Below are 15,753 nucleotides of genomic sequence, written 5' to 3'. Positions count from 1 at the left end.
TGACCAGACAGATGAGGGGAAACGCCATGGACGCCCAGAACGAACAGCTGATCGACGCCCTGCGCGCCGCGGTGAAGGAGAACACCCGGTTGCAGCAGAGGTACGACCGGGTCGTCGCGGCCTACTCCGAGCCGATCGCGATCGTCGGGATGGCGTGCCGGTACCCGGGCGGGGTGCGGTCGCCGGAACAGCTGTGGGAGCTGGTCGCCGGCCGCGGTGACGGGATCTCCGAGTTCCCGGTGAACCGGGGCTGGGACCTGGAGAACCTGTTCCACCCGGACCCCGACCATCCCGGCACCAGCTACGTGCGCAACGGCGGCTTCCTGCACGATGCCGGGGAGTTCGACGCGGGGTTCTTCGGGATCTCGCCGCGTGAGGCGCTGGCCATGGATCCGCAGCAGCGGTTGATGCTGGAGATCTCCTGGGAGGCGCTGGAGCGGGCCGGCATCGACCCGGAGACGCTGCGCGGCGCACCGGTCGGCGTCTTCACCGGCATCGCCTTCCACGATTACGGCACCGGCCTCGACGAACTCCCCGACGGGCTGGAGGGCTTCATCCTCACCGGCGGGGCGAGCAGCGTGCTCTCCGGCCGGGTGGCGTACTTCCTCGGGCTGGAGGGGCCGGCGGTCACCCTGGACACGGCCTGCTCGTCGTCGCTGGTCTCGCTGCACCTGGCCGCGCAGTCGCTGCGCTCGGGTGAGTCGTCGCTGGCGCTGGCCGGCGGGGTCACCGTGATGGCCGCGTCGGATGCGTTCGTCTGGTTCTCCCGGCAGCGCGGGCTGGCGCTGGACGGGCGGTGCAAGTCGTTCGCGGAGGCGGCGGACGGGACGGGCTGGGCCGAGGGTGCCGGGGTGCTGTTGCTGGAGCGGTTGTCGGACGCGCTGCGCAACGGGCATCGGGTGCTGGGTGTGGTGCGTGGTTCGGCGGTGAACCAGGACGGGGCGTCGAACGGGTTGACCGCGCCGAACGGGCCGGCGCAGCAGCGGGTGATCCGGGCCGCGCTGGCGAACGCGGGGCTGGCGCCGCGGGACGTGGACGCGGTGGAGGCGCACGGGACCGGGACCCGGTTGGGTGATCCGATCGAGGCGCAGGCGTTGCTGGCCACGTATGGGCAGGAGCGTGCCGAGCCGCTGTGGCTGGGGTCGCTGAAGTCGAACATCGGGCACACCCAGGCGGCTGCCGGGGTGGGTGGCGTGATCAAGATGGTGATGGCGATGCGGCACGGTGTGCTGCCGCCGACGTTGCATGTGGACGCGCCGACGTCGCAGGTGGACTGGTCGGCCGGTGCGGTGCGGCTGCTGACCGAGTCGCGGCCGTGGCCGGAGTCCGGGCACCCGCGCCGCGCCGGGGTCTCCGGCTTCGGCGTCTCCGGGACCAACGCGCACGTGATCGTGGAGCAGGCGCCGGCGCAGCAGGCCCCGGCCGGCAGCCCCGGCCTGCTCGCCGGGGGGCCCGTCCCGCTGGTGCTGTCGGCGCGCGGCCAGGCGGGTCTGGCCGCGCAGGCCGCGCAACTGGCCGACCACCTGCTCGACGGCGAGCTGCTGGACGTGGCGCGCGCGCTGACCGGGACCCGGGGCGCGCTGCCGGACCGCGCGGTGGTCGTCGCCGCCGATCGCCAGGAGGCGCTGGCGGCGCTGCGGGACTGGCCCGCGTCCGGTGCGGTCACCGGGTCGGCGGTGGACGGGGCTCGGTTGGCGGTGTTGTTCACCGGTCAGGGGTCGCAGCGGGTGGGGATGGCGGCTGGGTTGTATGAGCGTTTTCCGGTGTTCAGGGAGGCGTTCGATGAGGTGTGTGGGTTGTTGCCGGGTGATGTGGCGTCGGTGGTGTTCGGTGCGGATGAGGGGGTTTTGGCGGGGACCGGGGTGACGCAGGTGGCGTTGTTCGCGGTGGAGTCGTCGTTGTGGCGGTTGTTCCGGTCGTGGGGTGTCGTGCCTGAGGTGGTGGGTGGGCATTCGGTGGGTGAGGTGGCGGCGGCGTTCGCGGCGGGGGTGTTGTCGCTGGCGGATGCGGCGGTGTTGGTGGCGGCGCGGGGCCGGTTGATGCAGGAGTTGCCGTCGGGTGGGGCGATGGCGGCGGTGTTCGCGGGTGTGGATGTGGTGCGGCCGTTGTTGCCGCCGGGGGTGTCGGTTGCTGCGGTGAATGGGCCGGATGCGGTGGTGATTTCGGGTCCGGTGGCTGCGGTGGATGAGGTGGTGGGCAGCTTGCCGGTGGGTAGTCGCCGGTTGAGTGTGTCGCATGCGTTTCATTCGGTGTTGATGGAGCCGATGCTGGAGCAGTTCCGGGCGGTGGTGCGGGGGTTGACGTTCCGGCCGGCGCGGATTCCGGTGTTGTCGAATGTGACCGGTGCGATCGCGGATGTGTCGGATCCGGAGTATTGGGTGCGGCATGTGCGGGCGACGGTGTTGTTCGCCGACGGGGTGCGGGCGTTGCGTGACGAGGGGATCGACACGTTCCTGGAGCTCGGTCCGGACGCGGTGTTGTCGGGGATGGGCGGGGCGGGTTTCGTGCCGTCGTTGCGGCGTGACACCGATGATGTGGTGGCGGTGCTGCGTGCTCTGGCCGGGTTGTATGTGCGCGGGCATCACGTGGACTGGGCGGCGTTGCTCGGCCACGGCGACGGCTGGCCACTCGACCTGCCGACATACCCATTCCAGCGGCAGGAGTACTGGCTCGCCGGCAGCCACCGCACCGGCGACCCGGCCGACCTCGGGCTGACCCGGATCGACCACCCGATGCTCACCGCGATGACCGACCTGCCCGACGGTGGCGGGCTGCTGTTCACCGCCCGGTGGACCGCGCACACCCACCCCTGGCTGTCCGACCACCGCATCGGCGCGCAGATCACGGTGCCCGCCAGCGCGTACGTCGAATGCGCCGTCCGGGCCGGCGACGAGGCCGGCTGCGGGGTGCTCGCCGAGCTCGTCCTGGAGACCCCGCTGACCCTGCCCGAGCGGGGCGGCGTCGACGTGCGGGTGCACCTGGCCGAACCGGACGGGAGCGGACAGCGCCCGCTGCGGGTGTACGCGCGGCCCGACGGCGCGACCGGCTGGACCCGGCACGCGTGCGGCGCGTTGGCCACCACCCACGACACCGCGGCGTTCGACCTGACCGCCTGGCCGCCGCCCGGCGCGGAGCCGATCCCGGACGCGACCGCGCTCGCCTACGGGGACCTGGACGCCGCCGGATACGGCTACGGCCCCGCCTTCCGCGGCCTGCGGGCGGCGTGGACCCGGGGCGCCGAGCTTTTCGCCGAGGTGACGCTCCCGGCCGAGGCCGGCCCGGCCGCCGAGTTCGGACTGCACCCGGCCCTGTTCGACGCCGCCCTGCACACCACGATCTTCGCCGGCGGCGACGACCGGCCGCTGGTCGTGCCGTTCGCGTGGAACGACGTCCGCCTGCACGCGGCCGGCGCCGACCGGCTGCGCGTCCACGTGACCCCGCAGGCCCCGGACACCTACCGGCTCCAGCTGGCCGACGCCGACGGCCGGCCCGTCGCCTCGGTCACCTCGCTGACCACCCGGCCCGTCACGGCGGCCGCGGCGCCACCGGCCGGCGCCGTCCCGGACGGCGTCTTCCGGGTGGTGTGGGAGCGGGTCGCGGTGCCGTCGCCGGTGGTGCCGTCGGCCGGGTGGGAGGTGTTGGAGGTCGGTGGTGGTGATGTGCGGGAGGTGACCGGCCGGGTTCTGCAGGTGGTGCGGGGGTGGTCGGGTCCGGTGTTGGTGGTTCGTACGTGTGGTGCGGTGGCGGTGGTGGCCGGGGAGGCGGCTGATCCGGTGGGTGCGGCGGTGTGTGGTCTGGTGCGGTCGGCGCAGGCGGAGAGTCCGGGTCAGTTCGTGTTGGTGGATTCGGATGGGTTGCCGGAGTCGGAGGCGTTGGTCGCCGGGTTGGTGGCGTTGGGGGAGCCGCAGGTGGCGGTGCGGGCCGGGGTCGGCTACGTGCGCCGGCTGGTGCGCGGCTCGGTCGGCGAGCTCACCGTTCCGCCCGGGACGTGGCGGCTGGTGGCGGGCCACGACCGTACGCTGGAGGGTCTGCGCCTGGTCGAGGTGCCGCACACCGATCTGGGACCGAGTGAGGTGCGCATCGAGGTGCGTGCCGCCGGGCTGAACTTCCGGGACGTGATGATCGGTCTCGGCCTGTACCCCGATCCGGACGCCGTGCCGGGCGGTGAGGGCGCCGGCGTGGTGGTCGAGGTCGGGCCCGGCGTCGACACGGTGGCGGTCGGCGACCGGGTGATGGGGGTGTTCTCCGGCGCGATCGGCCGGATGGCGGTCGCCGACCACCGTACGGTCGTCCGGATCCCCTGTGGCTGGTCGTTCGCCGAGGCGGCATCGGTTCCGTTGGTCTTTCTCACCGCCTATTACGCCTTGCGTGATGTGGCGGGGTTGGTGGCGGGTGAGTCGGTGTTGATCCATGCCGCGGCGGGTGGTGTGGGGATGGCGGCGACGCAGTTGGCGCGGTTGTGGGGTGCGCGGGTGTTCGCGACGGCGAGTCCGTCGAAGTGGGGTGTGCTGGATGTGGAGCCGGAGCGGTTGGCCAGTTCGCGGTCGTTGGAGTTCGCGGAGCGGTTCGGTCCGGTGGATGTGGTGTTGAACTCGCTGGCGGGTGAGTTCGTGGATGCGTCGTTGCGGTTGCTGGCGCCGGGTGGCCGGTTCGTGGAGTTGGGTCGTACCGATGTGCGTGAGCCGGTCGGGGTGCGGTACACGGCGTTTGTTCTGGCGCAGGTGGACAACGATCGGATCGCGGCGATGCTGGCCGAGTTGGTGGGTCTGTTCGAGCGTGGTGCGCTGCGGTTGTTGCCGGTGACCGGGTGGGATGTGCGGCAGGCGCCGGCGGCGTTCCGGTTCATGAGTGCGGGCCGGCATGTGGGCAAGAACGTGTTCGTGTTGCCGCGTGAGGTGGCGGGTGCGGGCACGGTGCTGGTCACGGGTGGGACCGGGACGTTGGGCCGGTTGGTGGCGCGGCGGTTGGTGACCGGGCATGGGGTGCGCCGGTTGGTGGTGGCGAGCCGGCGTGGGGGGTCGGTGCCGGAGTTGGCCGGTCTGGGGGCGCAGGTGCGGGTGGTGGCCTGTGATCTGGCGGATCGGGGGCAGGTGGCTGATCTGGTGGCCTCGATTCCGGATCTGTGTGGTGTGGTGCATGTGGCGGGGGTGTTGGACGACGGTGTGATCACGTCGTTGGACGCGCGGCGGTTGGACACGGTGTTCCGGCCGAAGGTCGATGCGGTGTCTCATCTGGATGAGCTGACCCGGGATCGGGATCTGGCGATGTTCGTGGTGTTCTCCTCGGCCGCGGGCACGTTCGAGTCACCGGGGCAGGGCAACTACGCCGCCGCGAACGCCTACCTCGACGCGCTCGCCCAGCAACGCCGTCACCGCGGACTACCGGCGATCTCCCTGGGCTGGGGTCTGTGGAACGCCGAGACCAGCCTCAGCGGCCACCTCAACGACACCGACCAGCAGCGGATGGCCCGCGGCGGGATGATCGGGCTGTCGGTGGACGAGGGCATGGCGCTGTTCGACACCGCGCTCGGGCTGCCCGACGACGCCGTCGTGCTGTTCAACCTCGACACCGCGGGCCTGCGCGACCAGCCCGCCGTCCCGGCGCTGCTGCGTGGCCTGGCCGGGCCCGGGCGGCGTTCCGCCCGTGACGCCGGCGCCGGCGCGGACAGCCTGGCGAACCGGCTGGCCCGGGCCTCCTCCGCCGAGGAGCAGGACCGGATCCTGCTCCAGACGGTCCAGCACGAGGCCGCCTCGATCCTCGGGTACGCCAGCGACGAGCAGGCCGAGCCCGACCGCGCCCTGCACGAGCTCGGCTTCGACTCGCTCACCTCGGTGGAGCTGCGCAACCGGCTCGCCGCCCGGACCGGCCTGCGGCTGCCCGCCACGCTGATCTTCAACTATCCGACGCCGGCCGCGCTCGCCGCGTACCTGCGCGCCGAACTGGGTGTACCGGATGTGCGGCCCGGTCCGGTGGACGACGAGGAGGCGCGCCGGCTGCTCGCCGCCGTGCCGGTCGCCCGGATCCGTGCGGCCGGCCTGCTCGACACCCTGCTGGACCTGGCCCGCACCGAACCGTCCGCCGGCGCCGCCGGGCCGGTCCCGGCGAGCGTCGGCGCCCAGCACGACCTGATCGACGCGATGACCATCGACGACCTCGTCCAGCGCGCACTCGACACCACCGAGCGGTGACCGACGGCCGGGAAGGGAACAGACCGACATGAACGCCGACAGCGGCCAGATCGTTGACGCGCTGCGCGCCTCGCTCAAGGAGAACGCCCGCCTGCGCGAGGAGTACGACCGCGTCGTCGCCGGGCGGTCCGAGCCGATCGCCATCGTGGGGATGGCGTGCCGGTTCCCGGGCGGGGTGCGGTCGCCGGAACAGCTGTGGGACCTGCTCGCCACGGACGGCGACGGCATCTCCGAGTTCCCGGTGAACCGGGGCTGGGACCTGGACCGCCTGTACCACCCGGACCCCGACCATCCCGGCACCAGTTACGTGCGTTCCGGCGGGTTCCTGCACGACGCGGACGAGTTCGACGCGGGGTTCTTCGGGATCTCGCCGCGTGAGGCGCTGGCCATGGATCCGCAGCAGCGGTTGATGCTGGAGATCTCCTGGGAGGCGCTGGAGCGGGCCGGCATCGACCCGGCGACGCTGCGCGGCCGGCCGGTCGGGATCTTCGCCGGTGACATGTACCACGACTACCCGGCCGGCTTCGCCGGCTCGGCCGGCGCCGGCCCGGACAGCATCGAGGGATACCTGATGACCGGCGGCGCCGCGAGCGTGCTGTCCGGCCGGGTCGCCTACTTCCTCGGCCTGGAGGGCCCGGCCGTCACCGTCGACACCGCCTGCTCGTCCTCGCTGGTGACCCTGCACCTGGCCGCGCAGTCGCTGCGCTCCGGCGAGTCGGAGCTGGCCCTGGCCGGCGGGATCACCGTGATGTCCGCCGCCGACGTGTTCGTCGACTTCTCCCGGCAGCGCGGGCTGGCACGCGACGGCCGGTGCAAGCCGTTCGCGGCGGCGGCCGACGGCACCGGCTGGGCCGAGGGCGCGGGCGTGCTGCTGCTGGAACGGCTCTCCGACGCGGTACGCAACGGCCGCCGGATCTGGGGTGTGGTGCGCGGCTCGGCGGTCAACCAGGACGGGGCCTCCAACGGGCTGACCGCGCCGAACGGCCTCGCCCAGCAGCGGGTCATCCGCAGCGCGCTGCACAGCGCCGGGCTGGAGCCGTCCGACGTGGACGCGGTCGAGGCGCACGGCACCGGCACCCCGCTGGGCGACCCGATCGAGGCGGAGGCGCTGCTCGCCACGTACGGGAAGGGACGCGCGGGCGAGCCGCTGTGGCTCGGCTCGGTGAAGTCGAACATCGGCCACACCCAGGCCGCCGCCGGGGTCGCCGGGGTGATCAAGATGGTGATGGCGATGCGGCACGGCGTGCTGCCGCGGACCCTGCACGTGGACGCGCCGACGCCGCAGGTGGACTGGGCGGCCGGCGGGGTCGAGCTGCTGACCGGGCAGCGGCCGTGGCCGCGGACCGGGCGGCCGCGCCGGGCGGCGGTGTCGAGCTTCGGGGTCAGCGGCACCAACGCGCACGTCGTCCTGGAACAGCCGGCCGAAGCCGCCGCCACCGGCGAGCAGGTGCCGCCGGTGCTCGGCTCCGGCGTCGTCGCGCTGCCGCTCTCCGCGCACAGCACCGCCGCGCTGGCCGCGCAGGGCCGGGAACTGGCCGGCTTCCTCGCCGCCCACCCGCAGGTGAGCCTGCTCGACACCGCCCGCTCGCTGGCGCGGGCCCGGACCACCTTCGCGCACCGGGCGGTCGTCGTCGCCGCCGACCACGCCGAGGCCCGCAACCGGCTCGACGCCGTCGGCGCGCCCGGGCCGGCGGTGCGGTCCCGCCGGGTGTTCGTCTTTCCGGGTCAGGGCGCCCAGTGGGTGGGCATGGGCGCGGATCTGCTGGACAGTTCGCCGGTCTTCGCCGAGCGGATGCGTGAGTGCGCCGCCGCTCTGGACCCGCTGACCGGCTGGTCGCTGCTGGACGTGCTGCGCGAGCGGCGCGCGTTGGACGCGGTGGATGTGGTGCAGCCCGCGTCGTTCGCGGTGATGGTGTCGCTCGCGGCGCTGTGGCGGGCGTGCGGCGTGACGCCGGACGCGGTGGTCGGCCACTCTCAGGGCGAGATCGCCGCGGCCTGCGTGGCGGGCGCGCTGAGCCTGGCCGACGCCGCCCGGATCGTGGCGCTGCGCAGCCGGGCGATCGCCGAGCAACTCTCCGGGCCGGGCGGCATGGTGTCGATCGCCGCGGACGCCGGCCACGTCGCCCAGCTGCTCGCCCGCCGTCCGGGACGGCTGGAGGTGGCCGCCGTCAACGCGCCCACCTCGATCGTGGTGGCCGGATTCCGCGACGCCGTCGAGGAGCTCGCCGCCACCTGCAAGGCCGACGGGATCCGGGCCCACGTCATCCCGGTCGACTACGCCTCCCACTCGGCGCACGTCGAGGCGATCGAACGGGAACTGCTCGACGCGCTGGCGCCGATCGCGCCGCGCACCGGCACGGTCCCGTTCTGGTCGACGGTCACCGGCGAGCCGGTCGACACCGCCACCCTGGACGCCGGCTACTGGTACCGCAACCTGCGGCACACCGTCCGCTTCGACCCGGCGGTGCGCGGCCTGCTGGCCTCCGGACACGGCGTCTTCGTCGAGGTCAGCAGCCACCCGGTGCTGGTCGCCGCGGTGGAGCAGGTGGCCGAGGACGCGGCGCCCGGCACACCGGTGCTGGCCGCCGGCTCGCTGCGCCGCGACGAGGACGGGCCGCGCCGGTTCCTGCAGTCGCTGGGGGCGCTGCACGAACGCGGCGTCCCGGTGGACTGGCCGACCGTTGCCGGCCGGGACCCGGGGCCGCCGGTGGACCTGCCCACGTACGCCTTCCAACGGCGCCGTTACTGGCTGACCGGCCGGCCGGGGGCGGGCGACGCCACCGGATTCGGCCTCACCCCGGTCGAGCACCCGCTCGTGTCGGCGATGGCCGAGACGCCCGGCCGGGGTGGCGCCGTCCTCACCGCCCGGCTGTCGCGCGCCGCGCAGCCCTGGCTGGCCGACCACGTCGTGGCCGGCGTCGTGCTGGTGCCCGGCGCCGTCCTGGTCGAGCTCGCGGTGCGCGCCGGTGACGAGACCGGCTGCGGCGCCGTCGCCGAGCTGGTCATCGAGGCGCCGCTGGAGCTGCCGGCGAGCGGCGGCGTGCAGGTGCGGATCGAGGTCGACGAGGCGGACGGCGACGGCCACCGGGCGGTACGCCTGCACTCGCGCCCCGAGGACGCCGCGCCCGACCTGCCGTGGACCCGGCACGCCAGCGGTCGGCTGGCCCCGGCGGCGGAGAGCGCCGACTTCGACCTGACCGCCTGGCCGCCGCCCGGGGCCACCGCGGTCGACGGCGTCGCCACGACCGCGTACCCGGACCTGGCCGATGCCGGATACGGCTACGGCCCCGCCTTCCGCGGCCTGCGGGCGGCGTGGACCCGCGGCGACGAGACGTACGCCGAGGTCACGCTCCCGGCGGAGGCCGGCTCCCCGGACGGCTACACCCTGCACCCGGCCCTGCTCGACGCCGCCCTGCACGCCGGCAGCGTGCTGGCCGGTCCGGACCGCGCGCTGCTGCTGCCGTTCGCCTGGAGCGACGTGCGCATCCACGCCGCCCGGGCCACCACCCTGCGCGTCCACGCCGTCCCCACCGGGCCGGACACCGTCACGCTGCGGCTGGCCGACGCCACCGGGGCGCCGGTCGCCTCGATCGGAGCGCTCAGCTCCCGCCCCGCCCCGGTCGCCACGAGCACCGTCACGGACGCGGAGTTCCGCATCGCCTGGGAGCGGGTCGCGGTGCCGTCGCCGGTGGTGCCGTCGGCCGGGTGGGAGGTGTTGGAGGTCGGTGGTGGTGATGTGCGGGAGGTGACCGGCCGGGTTCTGCAGGTGGTGCGGGGGTGGTCGGGTCCGGTGTTGGTGGTTCGTACGTGTGGTGCGGTGGCGGTGGTGGCCGGGGAGGCGGCTGATCCGGTGGGTGCGGCGGTGTGTGGTCTGGTGCGGTCGGCGCAGGCGGAGAGTCCGGGTCAGTTCGTGTTGGTGGATTCGGATGGGTTGCCGGAGTCGGAGGCGTTGGTCGCCGGGTTGGTGGCGTTGGGGGAGCCGCAGGTGGCGGTGCGGGCCGGGGTCGGCTACGTGCGCCGGCTGGTCCGGGCGTCGCGGGCCGGGGAACTGACCGTCCCGGCGTCGGCCGCCTGGCGGCTGGCCCCCGGCCCGGACCGGACCCTGGACGGCCTGCGCCTGGTGGAGGTGCCGCACGCCGATCTGGCGCCGGGTGAGGTGCGCATCGAGGTGCGTGCCGCCGGGCTGAACTTCCGGGACGTGATGATCGGTCTCGGCCTGTACCCCGATCCCGACGCGGTGCTCGGCAACGAGGGCGCCGGCGTGGTGGTCGAGGTCGGCCCCGAGGTGCGGGACCTCGCGGTCGGCGACCGGGTGATGGGCGTCTTCCCCGGCGCGGTGGGCCGCACCGCCGTCTCGGACGCCCGGACCGTGACCCGCATCCCGTGCGGCTGGTCGTTCGCCGAGGCGGCGTCCGTCCCGACCGTGTTCCTGACCGCCTATTACGCCTTGCGTGATGTGGCGGGGTTGGTGGCGGGTGAGTCGGTGTTGATCCATGCCGCGGCGGGTGGTGTGGGGATGGCGGCGACGCAGTTGGCGCGGTTGTGGGGTGCGCGGGTGTTCGCGACGGCGAGTCCGTCGAAGTGGGGTGTGCTGGATGTGGAGCCGGAGCGGTTGGCCAGTTCGCGGTCGTTGGAGTTCGCGGAGCGGTTCGGTCCGGTGGATGTGGTGTTGAACTCGCTGGCGGGTGAGTTCGTGGATGCGTCGTTGCGGTTGCTGGCGCCGGGTGGCCGGTTCGTGGAGTTGGGTCGTACCGATGTGCGTGAGCCGGTCGGGGTGCGGTACACGGCGTTTGTTCTGGCGCAGGTGGACAACGATCGGATCGCGGCGATGCTGGCCGAGTTGGTGGGTCTGTTCGAGCGTGGTGCGCTGCGGTTGTTGCCGGTGACCGGGTGGGATGTGCGGCAGGCGCCGGCGGCGTTCCGGTTCATGAGTGCGGGCCGGCATGTGGGCAAGAACGTGTTCGTGTTGCCGCGTGAGGTGGTGGGTGCGGGCACGGTGCTGGTCACGGGTGGGACCGGGACGTTGGGCCGGTTGGTGGCGCGGCGGTTGGTGACCGGGCATGGGGTGCGCCGGTTGGTGGTGGCGAGCCGGCGTGGGGGGTCGGTGCCGGAGTTGGCCGGTCTGGGGGCGCAGGTGCGGGTGGTGGCCTGTGATCTGGCGGATCGGGGGCAGGTGGCTGATCTGGTGGCCTCGATTCCGGATCTGTGTGGTGTGGTGCATGTGGCGGGGGTGTTGGACGACGGTGTGATCACGTCGTTGGACGCGCGGCGGTTGGACACGGTGTTCCGGCCGAAGGTCGATGCGGTGTCTCATCTGGATGAGCTGACCCGGGATCGGGATCTGGCGATGTTCGTGGTGTTCTCCTCGGCCGCGGGCACGTTCGAGTCACCGGGGCAGGGCAACTACGCCGCCGCGAACGCCTACCTCGACGCGCTCGCCCAGCAACGCCGCCACCGCGGACTGCCCGCGCTGTCGCTCGCCTGGGGCCTCTGGGAGACCCGTACCGGGATGACCGCGGACGCCGACCACGACCGCATCGGCCGCGGCGGGATGCTCCCGCTCGGCGACGAGGACGGCCTCGCCCTCTTCGACGCCGCGTTGCGCGGCACCGAACCGGTCGCGGTGCTGGCCCGGATGGACCTGGCTCCGCTGCGCGCCGGCCGGGCGCCGGTGCCGCCGATCCTGCGCCGGCTGGTCACGGCCGGCCGGCGCACCGCGCAGAGCGGCGGCGCCGACCCCGGCACGCTGGCCCGGCGGCTCGCCGGCGCGTCCCGCCCGGAACGCGACCGGATGCTGGTCGAGGTGATCCGGCACGAGGCCGCGGCGATCCTCGGGATGGGCGCCGACGACCAGATCGAGCCGGACCGGGCGCTGCACGAGATCGGGTTCGACTCGCTCACCTCGGTGGAGCTGCGCAACCGGCTCGCCGCCCTGACCGGCCTGCGGCTGCCCGCCACGCTGATCTTCGACCATCCCACCCCGGCGCGGCTGGCGGCGTACCTGCACGCGGAACTGGTCACCGACGGCGATGCCGGCGGCGGCGAGGACCTGACCGCCCGGATCGACGACCTGGCCGCGGCGCTCAGCGCGGCCGAAGCCGACGAGACGTCCCTGCGCCGGGCGCTGGCCCGGCTGGCGGCCCTGGTCGCCCGCTGGCAACCGGACACCGGACCGCGGGACGCCGGGATCGACCTGGACTCGGCCACCGACGACGAGATGTTCCAGCTCATCGACCAGGAGTTCGGCCTTCCGGAAGGACCGCGGGCATGACCGGCGAGCAGCAACTACGCGACTACCTGCGGCGCGTGGTCGCCGATGCCCGGCGGCTCGGCGCCCGGGTGTCCGAACTGGAGGCGGCGAAGACCGAGCCGATCGCCATCATCGGTATGGCGTGCCGGCTGCCCGGCGGGGTGACCACGCCCGAACAGCTGTGGGACCTGGTGGCCGCGGAATCGGAGGTGCTCACCGGCCTGCCCGAGGACCGGGCCTGGGACACCGAGGCGCTGTTCCACCCCGACCCCGACCACGAGGGCACCACCTACAGCCGGGTGGGCGGCTTCCTGGACGACCCGGCCGGGTTCGACGCGGGGTTCTTCGGGATCTCGCCGCGTGAGGCGCTGGCCATGGACCCCCAGCAGCGGCTGATGCTGGAGATCTCCTGGGAGGCGCTGGAGCGGGCCGGCATCGACCCGGCGACGCTGCGCGGATCCGACGCCGCGGTCTTCGCCGGCACCACCGGCGCCGACTACCGGGCCGACCCGCAAGCCATTCCGGAGGGCATCGAGGGCCACCTCATGACCGGCGCCTCGCTGAGCGCGCTGGCCGGCCGGGTCTCCTACGTGCTCGGCTGGGAGGGCCCGGCGGTCAGCCTCGACACCGCCTGCTCGTCGTCGCTGGTGGCGCTGCACTGGGCGGCCCAGTCGCTGCGCAGCGGCGAGTCGTCGCTGGCGCTGGCCGGCGGTGTGACCGTGATGGCCACGCCGTTCACCCTGATCGGCTCGTCCCGCCAGCGCGGGCTGGCCCACGACGGGCACTGCAAGGCGTTCGCCGGGGCGGCCGACGGCACCGTCCTCGCCGAGGGCGCCGGGGTGCTGCTGCTGGAGCGGCTCTCCGACGCGGTGCGGCACGGGCGGCGGATCTGGGGGCTGATCCGCGGCTCGGCGGTCAACTCCGACGGCGCCTCCAACGGCCTGACCGCGCCGAACGGGCCCGCGCAGCAGCGCGTGATCCGGACCGCGCTGGCCAACGCCGGGCTGGTGGCCGCCGACGTCGACGCGGTGGAGGCGCACGGCACCGGGACCGCCCTCGGCGACCCGATCGAGGCGCAGGCGGTGCTGGCCACGTACGGCCGGGACCGGCAACCGGGCCGGCCGCTGTGGCTCGGCTCGCTCAAGTCGAACATCGGGCACGCGCAGGCCGCCGCCGGAGTGGCCGGAGTGATCAAGATGGTGATGGCGATGCGGCACGGGGTGCTGCCCCGCACGCTGCACGTGGACGAGCCGACGCCGTACGTCGACTGGAACCGTGGCGGCGTCGAGGTGCTGACCACCGCCCGGCCGTGGCCGCAGCCGGGCCGGGCGCGCCGGGCCGGCGTGTCCAGCTTCGGGGTCAGCGGCACCAACGCGCACGTGATCCTGGAGCAGGCGCCGCCGCCGCAGACTGCGGAGCCCGAAGCGGTGCACACCGGCCCGGTCCCGCTGCCGCTGTCGGCTCGCGGATCGGCGGCCGGACTGCCCGCACAGGCCCGGCAACTGGCCGCCTACCTGGAGGAGAACCCGGACGTACGGCTCGTGGACGTGGCACGGGCGCTGGTGCACCACCGTACGGCGCTGCCGGACCGGGCCGTGGTGGTGGCGCTCGACCGCGCCGAGGCGGTACACGCGCTGCGGGAGCTGGCCGCCGAACCGCCCGAGCCCGCCGTCGTGCCGCCCGCGGCCCGTACCGTGTTCGTCTTTCCCGGCCAGGGCGCCCAGTGGGCCGGCATGGCCGCCGACCTGCTGGAGTCCTCGCCGGTGTTCGCCGCCCGGATGGCCGAGTGCGCCGCCGCCCTGGACCCGCTGACCGGCTGGTCGCTGCTGGCCGCCGTACGCCGCGAAGCGGGCGCCGCCGACCCGGCGCGCCTCGACGTCGTCCAGCCGCTCACCTTCGCGATCATGGTGTCGCTGGCCGCGATGTGGAGGGACGCCGGGATCGTCCCGGACGCCGTCGTCGGTCATTCCCAGGGCGAGATCGCCGCCGCGTGCGTGGCCGGCGGCCTCACCCTGCACGACGCGAGCGCCCTGGTGGTGGCCCGCAGCCGGGCGATCGCCGGACTGCCCGGCGAGGGCGGGATGGCCTCGCTCGCCGCCGATGCCGACACGGTGGCCGCGCTGATCACGGCGTGGCCCGGCCGACTGGACGTCGCCGCGCTCAACAGCGCCACGTCGACCGTCGTCAGCGGCGAGCCGCAGGCGCTCGACGAGCTGCTGGCCCGCTGCGCGGCCGACGGCATCCGGGCCCGCCGGCTGCAACTGAACAACGCCGCCGGCCACTCCGTGCAGATGGAGGCCATCGAGGACGAGCTGACCACGGCGCTGGCCGGTCTGCGTCCCCGGCCCGGGACCGTGCCGTTCTGGTCGACGGTGACCGGGGAGCCGTTCGACACGGCCGGGCTCGACGCCGGCTACTGGTATCGCAACGTGCGCCGGCCGGTCCGGTTCGGCCCCGCGATCAGCTCCCTGGCGGCCGCCGGGCACGGCGTCTTCGTCGAGGTCAGCACCCATCCGGTGCTGGTCTCGGCGATCGAACGCACGCTGGAGGACGGCGCCGCGACCACCTCCTGGGCGATCACCGGGACGTTGCGCCGGGACGAGGACGGCCGCCGCTGCTTCCTGACCGCGCTGGGCGCCCTGTTCAGCCGTGGCGTCGCGGTCGACTGGGCGGCCGTGCTGGGCGGCGGCTCCGGGCCGGCGCCGGACCTGCCGACCTACGCCTTCCAGCGCCGCCGGTACTGGCTGGGAAACGTCTGGGGCGGCGGCGGCCGGACCGCCGCGCCGGTCCGGATCGAGGAGGAGGCGGCGCCGGATGCCGACATCGCCCGGCAGCTGGCCGCGCTGCCGCCCGCGGAACGCGATCACCGGCTGCTGACCATGGTCCGCGAGGTCGCGGCCGCGGTGCTCGGCCACGAGTCGGCCGAGGCCGTGCCGCCGGGCCGCGCCTTCAGCGACGCCGGCTTCACCTCGCTGTCCGCCATCGACCTGCGCAACCGGCTCTCCCGGCGGACCGGCCTGCGGCTGCCCAGCTCGCTGGTCTTCGACCACCCCAACCCGGTGGCCCTGATGCGGCACCTGCGGGATCTGCTGGGCGCCGCGGACCCGCTGCTCGACAGCCTCCGGGTGCTCGAGGAATCGGCCGGCTCGGCGGACGCCGACCGGATCGCCACGGACCTCCTCCCGCGGCTGCGCGCCCTCACCGCGAGCCTCGAAGCCGCCCGCGGACCGGCCACCGGCGTGGCCGCCGGCCTGGACACGGCCTCCGCGGACGAGGTGCTCGCCTTCATCGACGCCGAATTCGGGGAGGTCTGAG

The 15,753-nt window shown here is 74.2% G+C and carries 3 protein-coding genes; all 3 read left to right on the top strand.

Annotated elements, in window-relative coordinates; genetic code table 11:
* The first annotated feature begins 26 nt into the window (after window positions 1-26).
* Genes ACTEI_RS37645 through ACTEI_RS24840 form a run of 3 tightly spaced genes read left to right on the top strand, consistent with a single transcriptional unit; the run spans window position 27 to window position 15,752 of the window.
* Entirely contained in the window at window positions 27-6,188 is a 6,162-nt protein-coding gene (locus ACTEI_RS37645) for a type I polyketide synthase (protein WP_122979867.1), read from the top strand.
* 28 nt (window positions 6,189-6,216) lie between these two features.
* Entirely contained in the window at window positions 6,217-12,459 is a 6,243-nt protein-coding gene (locus ACTEI_RS24845; RefSeq protein ID WP_122979866.1) for a type I polyketide synthase, read from the top strand.
* A 35-nt stretch (window positions 12,460-12,494) separates the two neighbouring features.
* Complete coding sequence (locus ACTEI_RS24840) at window positions 12,495-15,752, top strand: type I polyketide synthase (RefSeq protein WP_392390166.1); 3,258 nt, start codon at window positions 12,495-12,497, stop codon at window positions 15,750-15,752.
* Window position 15,753: the final 1 nt, after the last annotated feature.

The organism is Actinoplanes teichomyceticus ATCC 31121, assembly GCF_003711105.1.
Classification (GTDB): domain Bacteria; phylum Actinomycetota; class Actinomycetes; order Mycobacteriales; family Micromonosporaceae; genus Actinoplanes; species Actinoplanes teichomyceticus.
The sequence above is the reverse complement of the archived record's forward strand: the minus strand, read 5'-3'. Positions and strand labels throughout refer to the sequence as shown.

What these genes read in the sequence shown, in the direction of transcription:
- ACTEI_RS24845 (WP_122979866.1), top strand. Translation starts at nt 6,217, where the DNA reads ATGAACGCCGACAGCGGCCAGATCGTTGACGCGCTGCGCGCCTCGCTC.
- ACTEI_RS37645 (WP_122979867.1), top strand. Translation starts at nt 27, where the DNA reads ATGGACGCCCAGAACGAACAGCTGATCGACGCCCTGCGCGCCGCGGTG.